Origin of the sequence: Collinsella sp. AM31-2AC (assembly GCF_003469285.1) — a bacterium.
GTDB lineage: Bacteria > Actinomycetota > Coriobacteriia > Coriobacteriales > Coriobacteriaceae > Collinsella > Collinsella aerofaciens_AT.
On sequence record NZ_QSJB01000004.1, the window covers coordinates 97,222 to 114,694 of the forward strand.

At 61.4% G+C, this 17,473-nt stretch carries 15 protein-coding genes; 5 read left to right on the top strand and 10 right to left on the bottom strand.

Annotated elements, in window-relative coordinates; genetic code table 11:
* Positions 1 to 30 precede the first annotated feature (30 nt).
* Together DW796_RS02830 and DW796_RS02835 are read left to right on the top strand one after the other, a co-directional pair.
* Positions 31 to 1,938, top strand: a complete 1,908-nt coding sequence (locus DW796_RS02830) for an elongator complex protein 3 (protein WP_117757677.1) — start codon at positions 31 to 33, stop codon at positions 1,936 to 1,938.
* Entirely contained in the window at positions 1,939 to 2,817 is an 879-nt protein-coding gene (locus DW796_RS02835) for a spermidine synthase (protein WP_118094220.1), read from the top strand.
* Positions 2,818 to 2,844: 27 nt separating this feature from the next.
* On the opposite strand, the gene DW796_RS02840 is transcribed toward DW796_RS02835, so the two are convergent.
* From DW796_RS02840 to DW796_RS02880, 9 genes are all read right to left on the bottom strand, one after another.
* The gene (locus tag DW796_RS02840; protein ID WP_118094221.1) at positions 2,845 to 5,289 is read right to left on the bottom strand and encodes a DEAD/DEAH box helicase; all 2,445 of its coding nucleotides are present in this window, start codon (positions 5,287 to 5,289) and stop codon (positions 2,845 to 2,847) included.
* A 116-nt stretch (positions 5,290 to 5,405) separates the two neighbouring features.
* Positions 5,406 to 6,710, bottom strand: coding sequence for an ATP-binding protein (locus DW796_RS02845; RefSeq protein ID WP_118094222.1), 1,305 nt, complete (start codon positions 6,708 to 6,710; stop codon positions 5,406 to 5,408).
* Positions 6,703 to 8,457: a TerB N-terminal domain-containing protein gene (locus DW796_RS02850; RefSeq protein WP_233539644.1), complete on the bottom strand. Its 1,755-nt coding sequence runs from the start codon at positions 8,455 to 8,457 to the stop codon at positions 6,703 to 6,705. Before DW796_RS02850 ends, DW796_RS02845 begins: the two co-directional genes overlap by 8 nt.
* 87 nt (positions 8,458 to 8,544) lie before the next feature.
* Positions 8,545 to 9,261: a DUF554 domain-containing protein gene (locus DW796_RS02855; protein ID WP_187361837.1), complete on the bottom strand. Its 717-nt coding sequence runs from the start codon at positions 9,259 to 9,261 to the stop codon at positions 8,545 to 8,547.
* Between the two features lie 118 nt (positions 9,262 to 9,379).
* Positions 9,380 to 10,810, bottom strand: a complete 1,431-nt coding sequence (locus tag DW796_RS02860; RefSeq protein WP_147351008.1) for a hypothetical protein — start codon at positions 10,808 to 10,810, stop codon at positions 9,380 to 9,382.
* 18 nt (positions 10,811 to 10,828) lie between these two features.
* On the bottom strand, positions 10,829 to 11,044 hold the full coding sequence (locus DW796_RS02865) for a hypothetical protein (RefSeq protein ID WP_147325188.1): 216 nt from the start codon (positions 11,042 to 11,044) through the stop codon (positions 10,829 to 10,831).
* Positions 11,045 to 11,093: 49 nt separating this feature from the next.
* Entirely contained in the window at positions 11,094 to 11,693 is a 600-nt protein-coding gene (locus tag DW796_RS02870) for a hypothetical protein (RefSeq protein WP_089573324.1), read from the bottom strand.
* A 90-nt stretch (positions 11,694 to 11,783) separates the two neighbouring features.
* A complete protein-coding gene (locus tag DW796_RS02875) occupies positions 11,784 to 12,293 on the bottom strand; it encodes a hypothetical protein (protein ID WP_118094224.1) in 510 nt (169 codons plus the stop codon).
* Positions 12,290 to 12,586, bottom strand: coding sequence for a hypothetical protein (locus DW796_RS02880; RefSeq protein ID WP_089573322.1), 297 nt, complete (start codon positions 12,584 to 12,586; stop codon positions 12,290 to 12,292). The genes DW796_RS02875 and DW796_RS02880 overlap by 4 nt, the downstream gene beginning before the upstream one ends.
* Positions 12,587 to 12,931: 345 nt before the next feature.
* Between DW796_RS02880 and DW796_RS02885 the strand changes: the two genes are divergently transcribed.
* Genes DW796_RS02885 through DW796_RS02895 form a run of 3 tightly spaced genes read left to right on the top strand, consistent with a single transcriptional unit; the run spans position 12,932 to position 16,557 of the window.
* Complete coding sequence (locus DW796_RS02885; protein WP_233539645.1) at positions 12,932 to 14,533, top strand: FAD-binding oxidoreductase; 1,602 nt, start codon at positions 12,932 to 12,934, stop codon at positions 14,531 to 14,533.
* Between the two features lie 2 nt (positions 14,534 to 14,535).
* Positions 14,536 to 15,351: an electron transfer flavoprotein subunit beta/FixA family protein gene (locus tag DW796_RS02890; RefSeq protein WP_089573320.1), complete on the top strand. Its 816-nt coding sequence runs from the start codon at positions 14,536 to 14,538 to the stop codon at positions 15,349 to 15,351.
* Entirely contained in the window at positions 15,352 to 16,557 is a 1,206-nt protein-coding gene (locus tag DW796_RS02895; RefSeq protein WP_118094225.1) for an electron transfer flavoprotein subunit alpha, read from the top strand.
* On the opposite strand, the gene DW796_RS02900 is transcribed toward DW796_RS02895, so the two are convergent.
* Positions 16,554 to 17,366: an HD domain-containing protein gene (locus tag DW796_RS02900; RefSeq protein WP_118094226.1), complete on the bottom strand. Its 813-nt coding sequence runs from the start codon at positions 17,364 to 17,366 to the stop codon at positions 16,554 to 16,556. The two genes, DW796_RS02895 and DW796_RS02900, sit on opposite strands and share 4 nt — an antisense overlap.
* Positions 17,367 to 17,473: the final 107 nt, after the last annotated feature.

Below are 17,473 nucleotides of genomic sequence, written 5' to 3' on the forward strand. Positions count from 1 at the left end.
CTCTGGCGCCTTTGCCTTTACAATGGGGGCATGGAACAGATTATCTTGAACATACTCGAGGCCCTGCGCCGCGGCGAGACCGTGGACGACAGGGCGCTCGTCAAACTGATACATGCCGAGGCGCGCCGTGAGGGTGCCGACAAACGCGACCTGGCCAAGCGCCGACTGCTGCCGTTTTACCAGCGGGTTAAACGTGAGGAACCGGCTCGTTGGGCTGGGTGGAATGTCGATGCCGATCTGGAACGTCAACTGCTGCAGGTGCTGCGTATGAAGCCGCGCCGAACGGCCTCGGGCGTGGCGACCATTACCGTCATCACCAAGCCCTGGCCGTGCTCGGGCGATTGCCTGTTTTGCCCCAACGACCTGCGCATGCCCAAAAGCTATCTTCATGCCGAGCCGGCGTGCGCCCGTGCGGAGCAAAACTGCTTCGATCCGTATCTGCAGGTGAGCGCTCGTCTGACGGCGCTTTCGCAGATGGGTCATGCGACCGACAAGATTGAGCTCATCGTCCTTGGCGGTACCTGGAGCGACTATTCGCAAGGGTATCAGGCATGGTTTATGTCGGAGCTCTTCCGTGCGCTCAATGACGATGCCGTCGCCGGCGTGGCGGCAAACCCCATGTTGGCGCGTCCGGGCATCAGCCGTGCCGAGGCGGGGCGCCTGCTCGATGACGCTCCCGCCGATGCCCTGCCGCCGGTGGTGGCGGAGCGTCGCGAGCGCTATCGGGCAGCGGGCATTACGACCGACGAGGTCGAGCTTGCTGCCGGCGTTGCCGACGAGCAGGGGCGTGTGGATGCTGCTGTGGGCGGCTATAACCGCGCAGTGCGTTGTCTGTACGGCCCCGGCACGCCGTGGGGCGAGGTCGCCGAGTGGCAGACGGCGACGATGGAAGAGCTTGAGCGGCAGCAACGCATCAACGAGACGGCGAAGCATCGCGTGGTGGGGCTCGTTATCGAAACGCGTCCCGATGCTGTAACACCGCAGGCGCTCACGCTCATCCGTCGTCTGGGCTGTACCAAGATTCAGATGGGCATCCAGAGCCTCGACCAGCATCTGCTCGATATCAACGAGCGTCGCATTTCGGTGGCGCAGATCGAGCGCGCGTTTTCGCTTGCGCGCCTGTTTGGCTTTAAGATCCATGCGCATTTTATGCTCAATTTGCTGGGCGCCACGCCCGAGGGTGACAAGCGCGACTACGAGCGCTTTATGACCGAGGGCGCCTTTATGCCCGACGAGGTCAAGGTCTACCCGTGTGCGCTCATCGAGGGTTCGCGCCTGGTGGGCTGTTACGAGCGTGGCGAGTGGCGCCCCTATACCGAGGAAGAGCTGCTCGATGTGTTGGCCGACGATATCGTGGTGACGCCGGCGTTCTGCCGCATTAGCCGCATGATTCGCGACTTTAGCTCCGACGACATTATGGTGGGCAACAAGAAGCCCAACCTGCGTCAGCTCGTTGAGAACCGCCTGGCTGCTCGGGGTGACGGTGCGACGGTGCGTGAGGTTCGCTATCGCGAGATCAGCACGGCGGGTGCCGACCTGGGCGAGTTGACCCTTGACGAAGAAGTGACGTACGAGACGCCGGTGACGCACGAGCGCTTTTTGCAGTGGGTGACGCCGCAGGGCAAGATTGCGGGCTTTTTGCGGCTGTCGCTGCCCGATCGCGCATTTGTTGCCGCGCATGCGGACGAGTTGCCGACGACGCCGGACGAGGCGATGATTCGCGAGGTGCACGTGTATGGCATGGCGGCACGCGTGGGCGACCAGGGACAGGCGGCGCAGCATCACGGGTTGGGGCGTTTGCTCGTAGAGCGTGCATGCGAGATTGCCCGGGATGCGGGTTATGCGCGTATCAACGTGATTAGCGCGATTGGCACACGCGAGTACTATCGCCATCTTGGATTTTATGACCATGGTCTCTATCTGCAAAAGGAGCTCTAGATGAACAAGCCGAGTGTTTCCGCTGGCGTTGTTGCCGGCGTTGCCCTGGGAGCCGCGGCGCTTGGTGCGGCCGCCGTCGCTGTTCGTGCTGCCTGTTTGCAGGTCGCACGTACCCGCAACGGGTTGGCACGTGTGAAGCGTGTGCACGACGAGAGCGGTGACGAGGTCCGCGTGCTCGTACAGGGCGGCGTCTACCAAAGCGCGAGCTATGTTGGCGATCGTTGGGCGGAGCCAGTCTTTGCGTACTATCGTGCATTTGACGATGTGTTTGAGGCCGAGGACGCAATGCGTGATGCTTACGGGCATGGTATCGACCGTATGCTCATGCTGGGCGGCGGCGGGTTTGCCTATCCAAAGTTTGCGCTGATGTCGCACGAGAGTTTGCGCATGGACGTCATTGAGTACGATGCCGAGATTACGCGCCTGGCGCGCCGTTGGTTCTACCTGGACGAGCTGGAGCGCGCGGTGGGTGACCGCCTGCGGGTGATTACCGCCGAGGCTCGCTCGTATCTGGGTGTGACGATCGTGGGCCATCGTCGCTACGACGTGGTCGTGAGCGATTGCTTTGGCGGTGCCGAGCCCGTGCGCGAGCTGGCGACCGTTGAGGCGCTGCGCCTGGTGCGGGGCAGCCTGAACCCCGGGGGTATCTACGTTGCCAATATCGTGAGCGCAAACGAGGGGAGCGATGTGACGTTCCTGCGCGATTGCGTTGCCACGGCACTTGAGGTGTTCAACCGCGCTTGGGTGGCGCCTTGTGGCGATACGGAGTTCGGCGGCGAGGAGAACTACCTGCTCATCGCCAGCGACGGCGACTACGCCTTTGCCGAAGCCGTGCCCTTCGACACCGACTTCCTCGGCACCGTCCTTCACGACAAGTAAGTCTCCCCGTCCCAAAAAAGACTGGTCTTAGGCGTGGTCGCGCCAGCCGAGAACGCGCTGCTTCATACCCTCGATGTCGAGCACGCCTTCGGCAAAGCCCTTGCGCACGAGCTCTTCGGGAACAAACTCGTCATAGCGGTCAAAGTAAGGCACCTCGCCAGGATAGACGAGCTCGATGGGATCGAAGTCCTTCTCGGCCTCGGCGGCGAGCACCTCAAAGAACGTCTCCTCATCGGCCTTCATCTTAAACTGCATAAAGTACGGGCGTGACGGATCGAGCCCGCGAAGGCCCAGCTCCGCGGCACATTTAATCTTGAGCATGCGCTCGAGCGCCAAAAAGGCGTAGCTGCCCAGCCAGGGGAAGAGCACCCAGGTATCGCCGCCCAGGTTAATGAGCGGCTTGGTTCCCGCCCCCGAAATCTCGGTCGTATGACGAGCCTGCGCCAAGCGGGCCCGTGCGTTACCCATAAGGTACGGATATGTCGCGTGCTCGTTGAGCGCCTTGCGCATGCGCTCGAGCACATGCGTGTTAATGTCGCCGGGGCAGTCGCCAAAGTAGGCCGGCACCCGGCCCTTGACCTGCGTGGCAAAGACAGTGTGGCGCTTCCAGTCCACTTCCTCGACAATCCAGCAGTGTCCGGCGATGGCGATGCGCTCACCGGGCGGGGGCGGATTAACGATCGTGCCCAGCTCGGCCGATTCGCTCCGGACGGTAAACTCCTCGTTTTCCTGGAACACGGCGTAGAACTTAAAGTTGTTGATGATGCGCTCGCCCGCGAGACCCACGATGAGCCCGCCACCTTCGGTGACCTGGATATGGTCGATCTTAATGAGGTGACGTAGCAGCACGCGGTAATCGTCTGCCGAGACACGGTGGAAATAGCTGAGCGTGAGCACGCGCTGGGCAAGTTCGGCCGGCGCGAGCTCGCCGGTGCTGGCGAGGGTCGACATAGTCTGGTGATAGAGCAGGCTGTAGGGGAGACGATCGAGCTCGGGTGGCTCGACCCACTTTTCCTCGCGATAGAGTTGTACGAGCGCGATACCCTGCAGGAGCTTCCAGGGAATGGTTTCGGGCATCATCGTGCGCGGCTCGGGCTCTTCCTCGCGCATGACAAACCACATCTCGGGCGGAAGATCGCGACGGCCCGTGCGCCCCATGCGCTGCAAAAAGGAGCTAACGGTAAACGGCGCGTCAATCTGGAAGGCGCGCTCCAGGCGGCCGATATCGATACCGAGCTCCAACGTAGAGGTGGTGACGGTTGTCTGCGTCTGCTCCTCGTCGCGCATGAGCTCCTCGGCCGTCTCGCGTAGCGATGCCGAAAGATTGCCGTGATGGATGAGAAAACGGTCGGGCTCGTGCCGGCTCTCGCAGTAGCTGCGCAGCATGGAGCACACGGCCTCTGCCTCCTCGCGCGAGTTGGCAAAGACCAGGCACTTGCGGCCGCGCGTATGCTCAAAGATATAGCCCATACCGGGGTCGACGTTGTCGGGTGCCGTGTCGGTGGGGTTGAGAAGCGCCTGCTCGGTCGCACGTGGGATGTCGACTTCGCCCTCGGGGGCCGAGGAAGTGCGACGGTCTTTGGGAGCGGCCTTGCTCCGTGCCCGCTCACGACGTTGACGGCGCTCCTTTTGTGTGAGCTGTCCGCTGTGACGCATGTCTTGGACGCCGGCGGGCAGTGCCGCGGATGCCGCCGCCTCGATACGCTCGCACGCAAGCACTTCGGCCTCTTGAGGACCCGTGCTCTCGAATCCCCGCTGCTGTGCCTGGGGACCCGAGTTGTAGAAGTGCTCCATGGAGATGCGCCACACGCGGCGCGGTTCCTCAAAGCGGGGGATAACGCAGTCGCGCCCCGTTCCCTGCGAGAGAAAGGCGCCCGTGCGCTCGGGGTCGCCGATGGTGGCCGAAAGGCCAATGCGGCGGGGCTGCACGCCGGCCATGCGCGAGAGGCGCTCGATAAGACAGAGCGTCTGCCCGCCGCGGTCGCCGCGCATGAGCGAATGGACTTCGTCGATAACCACATAGCGCAGGTCGCAAAACATGCGCGGGATCGCCATGTGCTTATGGATCAGGAGCGCCTCGAGCGACTCGGGCGTAATCTGTAGGATGCCGCTCGGTTTTTTGATGAGTTTGGCCTTGTGTGATTGCGAGACATCGCCATGCCAGTGCCAGACGGGGATATCGGCTTCTTCGCACAGGTCGTTGAGGCGGACGAATTGGTCGTTGATGAGCGCCTTGAGGGGGCCAATGTAGAGGGCGCCCACGCTTGCGGGCGGGTTCTCCCAAAACTCGGTCAGGATGGGAAAGAAGGCTGCCTCGGTTTTGCCGGAAGCCGTGGATGCCGTCAGGAGCACATTATCTTGCGTGTTAAAGATGGCATCAGCTGCTGCAACCTGGATGGAGCGTAGGCTCTCCCAATCGTGGGAGTAGATGAAGTCTTGGATAAACGGGGCGTAGCGGTCAAAGGCGTTCACGGGGCCTCCTTTCAAAAGCGAATCTCTCAACGCGGCGGGCAGTGGCTTGCTGCATTACTGCTTCAACGTTTGCCCAGATAGAGCCTGCCAAAATAAACCTGTCCCTTTTTGGCAGGTTAGATGGTGAATTCGGCGAAGTTACGGTCGCCGCCTGCGGTATCGGTGTCGCCTGTTGCGGCTGCCGGCGCCAGCGCGTCGCCGCCGACGCTTTGCAGCAGCTCGGCCACGTTGGCGTCGGGGTTTTGGCATAGGATGTCGAGCAGCTCGATAAAGTCACGAATGACTTCACGCGGCGTCAGATGCGTGTCGGCTCCCACGCGACCGAACTCGATCTTGAGGAAGTCCACCAAGTCGTTCTCGGCAAGCGTGGGCGTCCAGCCAAAGTAGCCGGCATGGATCTGCATGAGTTTTTCGATGAGCACCAGCAGCTCCTCGTAGGTGAGTGGCTGCAGGCGGATGATGGGTGCGAGCATGTCCTTAAGGTCCTCGCGCGCAAAGCGACCCTGAGCGAGTCGGCTGCGCAGAGCCTCGTAGGAGAACACGCCGCGGCGGCGGTCTTCGATGGAGGTTGGCGTGCCGCCCATGATCATGCCCAGGTACTGTGCCTTGCCCTGAAGTGTGTCGTTGTACATGGTCAGGATCTTCTCGTAGTTGTACTGGCGCGTGATGGCATTGGGAATCTTATACAGATTCACGAGCTCGTCGATGAGCACCAGCATGCCCTTGTAGCCACTGCAAACCAAAAAACGCGCGATGAGTTTGACGTAGTCGTACCAGTCGTCATCGCTGATGATGGTCGAGGAGCCCAGCTCGGCGCGTGCCTCGCTCTTGGTGCGGTATTCGCCGCGAATCCATTTGGTCACGCGGCTCATGGTCTCTTCGTCGCCCCCGGATGCGGCCATGCGATAGCGGCGGAGCATGCGGGTGAAGTCGAAGCCGTGGACCATCTCCTCGAGCGGGGCCAGTTGGGCATTGACGACCGACTCGTCGACGTCGGCACACGAGGCGACCCAGCGATCCAGAATAAGGTTGAGCGCACCGCCCTCGGGGCGCGTCTTGGTCGATATATTGCGGATGAGCTCGCGGTAGGTGGCAAGACCCTGTCCCTGACCGCCCTGCAGGCGGCGCTCGGGCGACAGGTCGGCATCAGCGACGACGAATCCCTCGCCCATGGCGTGCGTGCGGATAGTCTGGAGCAAAAAGCTCTTGCCGGCGCCGTAACGACCGACCAGAAAGCGGAAGCTCGCGCCACCGTCGGCGATGAGACTCAGATCGGTGAGCAGGGCGCGGATCTCGACCTCGCGCCCTACGGTGATGTAAGGAAGGCCGATGCGCGGGACCACGCCGCCCTTGAGCGAGTTGAGAATGACGGCAGCGACGCGCTTGGGCACGCGAGGTGCTGCGGATGCGGTATCACTCATGGTCTAGGTATCCTCTCACGTCTGCTTCGTAGTCCTCGATAATCTGCGGCCCTGCCGCGCCAAATTCAATTACGGTGTCACCCACCAGGTCAAAGAGCGCGTCGTTGATGGTATCGACAAGCATGTCCTCACTCTTGCCCGACTGCGCCACCGCCGATGCCGTCTGCGCTGCGTTTTGCTCGAGTAGTGCTCGAAGATAGGCGTCTGCGGCGGGCGCGAGTTCGTTTGTGGCGTCAGCGGGCGTAGCAGCTGCGAACGCGGGCGTCGGCGCGAGAAGCGGTGCCACGACACCAAACTGTTCGGTGGATATGGTTGGCTCGTCGGACTCGTCCTGCCCTGCGACCGCCGCGACCGCCTCGACCATCGCGTCGGCTACGGGCTCGGCTTCCGGTTGCCCTGAGTCCGCTGCCTCGGCTTCTGCGGACGCGCCGTCCTCGCGTTCCTCGTCGATCAAAAGCGCTTCGCGCGTTTGTGCGGCAGCACTCCGAATGTGCCCCAGCTGGCTCAAATCGATATCGATCTTGACGGGCTGGTGTGCGGCGTCCCACGAAAGCCATGCCACAATCTCGTCATCGATAATCTTGGCCAGATATTTGGGGACCTTTTCTTCCTTCAGGGGATGGGCGGGGTCCAGGGCCAGGCGCAGGCGTTGGTCGCAGGCGCGCATCATCTCGCCAAGTTTGCTGCTCTTTTGTCTGCTGCCGTGAATCCGCATGCATTCCCAAAAACCGTTTTGGCAACGGTAGATATGGATGGGGTCCAGACGGTATTCGCAGTCCTCGTGGCGCTCGGGCGCAAAGAATACGGCCGAGGCAAACATGGTGTAAGGCATTGCCGTCTCCTCCCCAAATAAACTTGCCACGATGCCGGTCTTTCGGTGCGTGTCATAGTAGCGCGCCATGCGGACATACATGGCGCACGCCACGTGGCGCAGATCGCGGTGGTGGCTGCGGTCGAGCCGCGAGCTACTTAGGTTGTACGTGGAGAGGGCGTTGATGGCGGCCATGAGTCGCTCCTCGCGCACCTCATCGGGCGGAAGGGGGAGCGTGGGCTCGGAGGTTTTGCGACGCTTAGGGGTCTGGCCGGACGGTGCCGGTACAAGGTCTCGTGCCGCGCGCCGCAGTTCGATAAGGGCGTTATCGAACATGACGGTTTTAGAGTCGCGAAGCAGCTTGGGGTCGAGCCCGTGGAACACGGCGTAATCTTGCAGCCACACGCGCGCAAACCGGTCGATGCCGGGCTCGAAGGCGCGATAGACATCCCAAAAAGCCTTGATCTTGTTAAAACCATCGAGTGGATTATCTACGCCAATGCCGCAGATCAGCTCATAGAGATACAGAAAGGCAAAGGACGTAGACGTTTCCTCGACGGTTCCGCGGCGCACTTGGGCACGCCAGGTAAAGTAGCCGCGCAGTTGCCGGTCGCTCATGGCGTTGTAGGTGGGAAAGTACGACTTAAAGGTGCCGTTGTAGGGACAGTCGTCCTCAAAGCCGGCCATCAGCAGGCCCTGGCGGTAAAAAAGCTCGGCTTCCGAAAGCCAGCGGCCCGCACCGCCCTTGGGGTCATCCTGCCAGCGCGATATCTCGCGCATTTTACGGTACTGGTCGGGGAGGAAATTCTGCATCTGTCGCCCGGTTTTGAGAATCGGCTCGTCTGCGTAGGTTTCGTTTGAGAAGCGGGCGGACTGATGGGTCCGGGCCTCGGCCATAATGCGCTCGATGAGCATCTTGATGTCCTGGTCGGCCACCGCTCCTCCTCTCGAACGCAGCTACGGTGACCTCATATCATAGCACAGCATCAAACAGATGTTCGAGATACCGCTGCGTTGATAGATTTAGAACAGGAGGGCGTATATGACGGCGATGACGACGGAGGGAAGCATATTGGCCGTGCGGAAGGTCTGAGGACGGATGAGGTTGACGCCGACGCAGAAGATGAGCATGGAGCCTACGAGCGAAAGGCTGTTGAGGGCTGCTGTGGTCATGATGGGGGAGAGCGCGCCGGCAAACAACGTGATCGTCCCCTGGAACACGGCGACGGGCAGGGCGGAGAAGATGCAGCCGCGGCCAAGCGAGGCCGTCATGGTGCAGACGATGATGCAGTCCAGTGCGCCCTTGAGGGCAAGCGTTGACCAGTCGCCGAGCAGGCCGTCCTGGATCGATCCCACAATGGCCATGGCGCCGATGCACACGGTGAGTGAAGTCGAGACAAAAGCGTTGGTGAACTCGTTATCGCCCTCACTGCCAGTCTTGCGCTTGAGCCATTCGCCAAGGTTCTCGATGGAGGCCTCCAAGTTGATGGCCTCGCCGATGAGCGAACCGAGCGCAAATGAGACGATGAGCATGGTGGTACCGGTGGTCGCTAGCGCCTTTCCATCGATGATGAGCATCTTTTGCATGGTGCCGCCCAGGCCGATAAACAGGACGCACAGCCCCGATGCTTTCATGAGCGTGTCTTGGATGCGCGGTGTAATGAAGCGGCCGCCCGCTAATCCCAAAAGACCGCCCGCAACTAAAAGCGCAACGTTGATGATTGTTCCCAAGCCCGGCATGAGCCCTCCTGTATTGATGCCAACGTGGCAATCGTAGCAGAACGAAATGCGAGGCACATCGCGACTCATCTAATACGTTATATAAGTGGTATTAGGAATGATGCGCAGCATTTAAGCCTCAGGTGGTTGTCGGGACATAGGGGTAGTAGTCAAAGCGCAGTGTCATAAGCCGCTGCGGGGATTCAATAGCCGCGGCGATGATATTGGCATCGCGGGCACGATCAAACCCTTCGAGTTCGATCTGATACGAGACGTCTTGCATAATGTCCAGACGTCGCCAGGCTAGAAGTGTGTCGCCATCGAATTCCAAGGTCTTGCCTCCGTCTGGGGCAACGGCGTATAGACGCAGTTTAGCGGTGGTTGCAGGGTCGACAACCGTGACCTTTTTAATTTCGTTTCGAGTATTCTTGGCGCCCAACAAGGTGAGCAGCGTTGGGGCCACGACCTCGCCCGATGGCAAATAGACGACTTCGATGGATTCGGGAAATGCGATGATGGCCGACTTGCGGACGGGCTGATTGGCGGCGGCAACTTCGATGTTTGCAGCATCGATGACCTCTGTGTGGTCGAGGGCGGCAAGCACGCAGCAGTTACCTTCATCGATCTCCTGAGGATCAGTAAGCCCCAGACTGTCCGCGAGCTCGGGATCGTTTGGACCGGTAGCGGGCTCATTCGGTGCTTCGAAAGAAGCTGGGACGCTGTTTGTCGGCGACGGCGTGTCGCCCGCACCTGCTTCTTTGTCCGTGCTCTCTTCTTGTATGGTTGCGTTGATGGGTTCGTCGTTTGAGGGGAGCGTCTTGGCGTCAAGCGCGGAGGGGACAATCCCGACGGCTCCGGATCCGTTCCACTCCATCTCGAGAAGCGCCGGGTCGGCAAGAATGCGTTGCCTGCCTAGCGTGTGGGTATCGATCGCAATAGGGCCTGCCTCCGTCCCGCGCGTAAGGCTGAGCGATCCGGCCGGCTTCTCGAAATGAATGTCTGTGTCTTCGGTACTGGCGGCGTAGAACAGCAGGGATGCTTCTCCCGCCGCGATGGCATCGGTGCCCGCCTTGGTCAGCCGCAGCGATGCCGTGAATGAGAGGGTGGGCTGCACATCGTCTGCATTCGCGGCGGTGCAGCCCAGACATATACCGCCTCCTTTCTCGAAAAACGCACCGTCGAAGGCGACCTTCGCTCCGTTCGCCGAGTCATCGACCGAAGCGATATCGATGCGCAACCCCAAATCGCACGGATCGCCATCTGCATCGAGCGCAATCGAGCGCCACGTGCAGACGGCGCACCCCGCTTGGGAGCCGTTTGCCTTGTTCGAACGATTGATATCCACGACTATCGAGCCGTCCGTATTACGACGAAGGCATCCCGAGGTTGAGATTGCGGCCTGTGCGAACGAAAAACGCTTGCACGCAATGGCGCTCGACGGATTTGGTGCGGAGCTTAGGGCTGCTGGTAAGGAGTCTGCCATGACGGGAGTCGCCCAAGCGGCGACAGGCGTTCCGGTTGCGAGCGCGCCGCAGAGTGCGACGACGGGCAAAAGGTTCTTCGATGCCATGGGGTCTCCTTAGCTAATTTAGTGCGGCCTGTCCGTGTTTCGTTTCTGGCTGCGTTTGATGTGCAGACCGAGGCCGGCGGTTCCCGCGCCTGCTGCCGTGGCGCCTGCTGCCAAGAGCCATCGTCTGTCGTCTGTCTGTGCCAACGGTTCCTTGCAGTTGCCGCGGTCGAGCTCCGAGAGGTCGACCGTCACCTGCGTGGCGGCCTGCGCCTGTTCTTGCTGGGCAAAGGCCATGGCTGGCCCAAACGCTAGGATACTGACGGCGGCGGCCAGGGCGACGGCCTTATGCCGTGTGCGCACCGGGCTCGACCGTCCAGGTGATCGTTGCAACCTGATCGCCTTCGCCGGTTACGCGGAAGATGTCGCGCGTGACGCGGGCGACGTTTCCGCTTGTCTTGAGCTTAATTTTGTCCGTGCCGCCGGCAATGCCCTGGTAGCCCATGTCGAAGGCTGCATTCTTGGAAAGATCGAGGCCCGTCTCCTGCATTGCGGCGCTGGCGTTCTGGAGTGCGCCGTCGGGGCCGACCTTAAAGTCGATGGAATTCTGCGCGGTTCCGGCCTTGGCGTCGGCGGCAATGGTCCAGGTGTTCATGGCGTCGATCTTCATGTTGGTGACATGGATGCCGTAGGCCGAATGATTGTCGATGGTGGTCGCGTCTTCTGAGGGGCCCTGAAGCGTGCCGTCGGCCTTGGCGACGAAGGGAATAACCGTCGGAACTTTGAACTCTACGTTGTCGATCTCGGTCCTGACCATTACTTTCGTGGTTCCAACGCGCCCGGCTGCCAGAGCTGGCGTCGGGGCGGCGCCCATTGCGAGCGCGAGCGCGAGCCCTGCGCCCACGACGAGCGCTCTGGCTCCGTTCATGTTCCTGGTGATGTCCATGGTCGTTCCTTTCTATTCGCCGCGGGCCGTCCCCGCGATGATTGGACGAATGCTGGTGAATTGCGTGCGGTGCCGCGTCGGCCGAAAAAGCTAGTTCTCGGCTTGCCCAACCCGTACCTTGACACGTGTCGGATTGCCGTGGCTGTCGAGGGTCTTGGCATCGAGTGCCTGGATCTCGATGTACGCCTCGCCTTCTTTGATGTCGCCGGCGGGGCACGTCTCGATTGTCTTGCCGGTCTCGACCACACCGGATTCGTACATGGTCTCGTCGTTTTGGATGACGCGGAATCGCTGGGGAAATTTATTGTCTTGGACGTTTTGCACGTTGACGCGCAGCTTGCCGTCCTCCTGTAGCTGAGCGACCGGCGCGACCGAAATCGTCATCATGTTGTCGCGGACGATGACATCGAGCTCATCTTGGATTTCTTGTCGCGATTTACCCTCTGCCGTCGTGACTGAGGCGCCCGCTTCGGGCACGGGCTGCGACTGCCAGGCGTATAGCCCTACGGCGATGAGGGCGCAGACGATAGCCAGGCAGACAACGACGAGTTTCTTGCGACGCCCCAGTCCTGCAAGGCGGGGCGGCTTCTTCGCACTCATGCGGCGTCCTTGGTGGTGTAGACACGTGCGAACGTGGACGGGTCCGCTCCAAAGAGCATGTGAAGCATCAGGCGGCGCGAGTAGATGAGCTCGTCAAAGTCGTGAGGGAGCTCGATGTCGTGGATACGCGCGATGTGGTGGGCGAGCGCCGAGAACGACTCGGGGTCGCAGATAACATCGGTGGTGACGTGGTAGACCGCCGTATCGGGGAACGCCTCTTCGTCGAAAGGCAGGAGATAGGGATCGTCGTCGACCTCGATGGCGACGCCGTACTGGGGCCAGTAATATGCCATGGGAACCTCCCTGCTTCTGGGGCCAAACTTCTATCGGTTTTGGCTGTCGACGCCGACCGTATCAGCCGCTACTTGACCAATTTCTGACCAAATGCTTGACGGATTGACATCTCCGCAGGTAAAAGGTGGAAAAAATTACTTCAACTTTTTTCGAGCGACAATCGAGCGGTCGGCGACGGCGGGGCGATATGTGTCAAAAGCATCGTCTGCCGAGGAAGCCTTGCCGTTCGCCGAATTGCACAAACGTAAAAATCGCCAATTATGGAGACGGTCTCGAACACGTCGACGAAACGATGCGGTAACATCTCCCTGCAAACACTGTAGTTAGCTAAAGGGGGAGTTCGCGTGTCTGCAACCATTAAACCCTTCACCGATGAGTTCGAAGAGTATGGCCGCGATGAATCTCGTGCATCGGGCGAAGCATCGAGCATCTCGTTTCCGACAACGGAAGACGAGGTCCGTGCCATTTTGGAAACGCTTCATGCCGAGCGTGTCCCGGTAACGGTTCAGGGCGCCCGAACCGGCCTTGCCGCCGGTGCCGTGCCCCACGGTGGGCATATCCTCAATACTTCCCGTATGAATCGCTACTTGGGCCTTCGCCGCGATGAACAAGGCCAATTTCTGCTGCGCGTGGAGCCGGGCGTTGTGCTCTCGGAGCTGCGTAAGCAGCTGAGCAAGAAGGTACTGCCGACCGCTGGTTGGGACCAGGCATCGCTTGAGGCCTACGAGGAGTTCCAAGAGTCCCCCGAGCAGTTCTTTCCCACCGATCCCACCGAGGCATCTGCCTGTCTAGGTGGCATGGCGGCATGCAACGCCTCCGGCGCCCGCAGCTACGCTTACGGCCCCATGCGCCCGCATATCACGGGACTCCACGTCGCGCTGGCTGATGGCGATTTGCTTGAGCTTCAGCGCGGCGAGGCTTTTGCCCAGGGCCGCCACCTGTCGCTCGTGACGGCAGAGGGCCGTACGCTCGAGCTCGATCTTCCCGGCTATACCATGCCCGAGACAAAAAATGCCTCAGGCTATTTCGTTGCGGACGATATGGACGCCATCGACCTCTTTATCGGCGCGTGCGGCACGCTCGGCGTTATCACCGAGCTCGAGATTGCCCTGCAGGCGGCGCCTGCGGTCGTTTGGGGTGTGAGTTGCTTTTTCGATAGCGAGGACAAGGCGGTGTCCTTTACCGATTCCGTGCGCCCTGTCCTGTCCCATGCGGCTGCCATCGAGTACTTCGATGCTGGCGCCCTGGATATTCTACGTCGCCAGCGCGAGCAGTCGACGGCGTTTGCCTCGCTGCCGGCGCTCGACAAAGAGGCCAAGGTATGTGTCTACGTGGAGCTCGATTGCGATGACGAGGCGCAGGCGACCGAGGAGCTGTACCACTTGGGATGGGTGCTGGAGCTTGCGGGCGGCCGCGACGATGCGACATGGGTCGCCCGCACCGAAGTCGATCGCGAGTGCCAGCGGTTCTTCCGCCACGCGGTGCCCGAGAGCGTCAACATGCTCATCGACGAGCGTCGCCGCACCGACCCCACCATTACCAAGCTGGGATCGGATATGTCGGTGCCCAATGCACGCCTTGCCGATGTCATCGCCCTTTATCGCCGCACGTTGGCCGAAAGTGGGCTTGAATCTGCCGCCTGGGGGCACATCGGTAACAACCATCTGCATGTGAACATCCTGCCGCGCGATGCGCAGGATTATCGCCGCGGCGGAGAACTCTTTGCCCAGTGGGCTTCCGAGGTCACGGCCATGGGCGGCGCCGTCTCCGCAGAACACGGCGTCGGCAAGATCAAGGCGGGCTTCTTGGAGACGATGTACGGTCACGAGGCCATGGTCGAGTCGGCGCGGCTCAAGCTCCAGCTCGATCCCGACGGGCAGCTGGGTCGCGGCAACCTGTTTGCGGAGAAGCTCTTGGATGAGCTCGTCCAGAAAGGGGGCGCGTGAAGATGAGCGATTTCCATATGGTGGTGTGCGTCAAGGCCGTGCCGGGCAGCACCGAGGTCAAGATGGACCCCAAGACCAATACCATCGTGCGCGATGGCAAGCAGGCGGTCATTAATCCCTTTGATGCGAGCGCTTTGGAATGCGCGCTGGCGCTGAAAGACGACTTTATCGGCTTTGGCATGGACGTGCGCGTAACGGTGGTGTCGATGGGCATCCCCGCGACCGAGTCGCTGCTGCGCGACTGCATCGCCCGCGGTGCCGACGACGCGCTGCTGCTGACCGACCGAGCCTTTGCGGGCGCCGATACCCTAGCCACCACCTATGCCCTCAAATGCGGCATCGAGGCACTCGATGAGGACTTTGACCTGCTCATCTGCGGCAAGATGGCAGTGGACGGCGATACGGCCCAGATCGGCCCCGAGCTGGCCGGCGCCTTTGGGGTCCCCTGCGTGACCGACGTGAGCTGTGTGCAGAGCGCGGGATTTACGACGTGTGGCTCGCTGGCGCTCGTCCACGGCTGCGATGCCGGCGAGGAGACGGTGTACCTGGAGATGCCGTGTGCGATGACGACCGCCAAGGAGATTGGCCAGCTGCGCATGCCGAGTATTGCCGGTATTCGCGCGGCCGAGGATGCAGACGTGCGTGTGGCCAGCGCTGCCGACGTAAACGCCGATCCCTCGCGTTGCGGCCTTGCCGGATCACCGACGCAGGTCGTGCGCTCGTTTGTGCCCGACCGTGACCAAACGTGCGAGGCCGTTGAGGGAACGGCGTCCGAGCAGGCGGTAAAACTTGCCAAGATTATCGAGGGGATGGCATAGATGAGCGGGCTGATTATCGATGGCGAAGCCTGTATCGGCTGCGGTCGCTGCGTTCGCGCCTGCGCCTCGGGCGGCATTGTGGTGGAGGGTGAGCGCCCCAATCGCTGTGCCCGCGTAACCGACGGCTGTATCCTGTGCGGTGGGTGCGTCGACGCCTGCCCCGTCAACGCCATCTCGATTGAGCGCGACGAGGCCGCCGGCGCGGCAGACCTTGACGCATATCGAGACATCTGGATCTTCGTGCAGACTGACGAGCACGATGCCGTTGCATCCGTGGCCTTCGAGCTCATGGGCAAGGGGCGCGAGCTTGCCGATGCCCGCGGCTGCCGTCTGGTGGCACTGGTCGGCATGAGCCCTGAGGGCTCACTCGGGGACCTGGAGCATCTGATTTGCGCCGGTGCGGACGAAGTTCTGGTCTGTCGTGACGAGCGCCTGCGTCAGAACGACGCGGAGGTCTACGCCCGCTTGATCTGCGATTTGGTAGCCGAGCGCAAGCCCGAGGCCATTCTGTACGGCGCGACCGCCTTTGGTCGCGAGCTGGCGCCCGGTGTGGCCGTGCGCTTGCAGACGGGCCTTACGGCCGATTGCACGGTGCTTTCGATGGATACGGAGACGGGTCTGCTGCAGCAGACGCGCCCGGCGTTTGGCGGCAACCTGATGGCCACCATTATCTGCCCCAACCACCGTCCTCAGATGGCAACGGTGCGCCCCGGCATCATTAAGGCGCCCGAGTTTGACTATAGCCGCTCCGGCACGATTGCCCAGGTAGTGCTAGCGGATGACGTTAAGGCCCGTGTCGAGATCTCGATTCCCGCCGAGGAGTGGGGACAGCAGGCCTCAATTGCCGATGCCGAGCGTCTAGTCGTGGTGGGCCGCGGCATCGGCTCCAAGAAAAACCTACCGCTGATGCGAAAGCTTGCCGAGGCTCTGGGTGCCGAGCTTGGCTGCACGCGCCCCGTGGTGGAGGCCGGCTGGCTGGAGTATCGCCACCAAATTGGCCAGACGGGTGTATCGGTCTCGCCCAAGCTCCTCGTGAGCATCGGTGTCTCGGGCGCTATCCAGCATCTCGCCGGCATCGGTGGGGCGGAGTGCATTGTCGCCATCAATGAGGACCCGGATGCCCCCATCTTCGGTGCCGCCCAGTACAAGGTCGTCGGCGATGCCGTTGAGATCGTTGAGGAACTGCTGGCTCAGCTCGAGTGCTAAGCGCTTGCCAGCCAGCGGCGCAGCTCGTCCTTAAGGCGGCTCCAGGTTGCCTGCGCGGCGGGGTCGGTAAAGGGTCGCGTAATGCCAAAGGGCGCGTCGAGCAGGCGATAGATATCGCCTTGCTCGCGCGCCAGTGCACGGCTTGCCGGATGGACGAGCTCAAACATAAAGCAGATGAGCCCCACCAGGTAGTCCGCCGGCTCGTTGCGCTCGTCACGCGCGACGCAGCGATGCTCGTCAAAGGCGGTGAGTGCCGGTGTCGAGAACCGGCTGGCGAGAAATGTGTCCTCATCAACCTTGAGGATGGTGTCGACGGTGCTGTCGGCGATGGTGCGCATAATGTCGATCTTGTCACCATCGCGCACGATATCGCAGAAGCTCCGCGTGCGCTCGTCGAGCTGCGAGGGTAGACGGAAATCGCTGTGATAGGCAATGCTCGCTCGGATGAGCTCATCTTCTGCCAGGTCATCGATAAAGTCGCGGATGCTCGTTACGGCGGGTGCATCGGCGGGATTCTCGCCAAAGAGGACCTCGATGCCCAGCGCCGCATGGCTCATGCTCTCGGCGTCCTTAAAGGTGTCCCAGCGCCGCAGCTGCTCAAAGCGGCCCATATCGTGTAGCAGGCCGCAAAGCCATGCCAGGTCAATATCTTCTGACGACCAGCCCTGCTCGCGCGCTACGGCATCGCATGCCTCGGCCACGTGGTACGTATGCTCGATTTTGAGCGCGATGCGTGGATTGGTGGCGTCGTAGGCATCGGTGTAGCTTTTGAAGGCCGCGCGCGCCCGGTCTCGATCGATAGCTGTCATAATGACTTCCTAAAAAGTTGTGTCTTTCGATCCGGTGGCAATTGTAGGTGAACTCGGTTGCTGTCGGATGATGATTCTGCCATGTCGCTACATGCGGCTCGGAGACC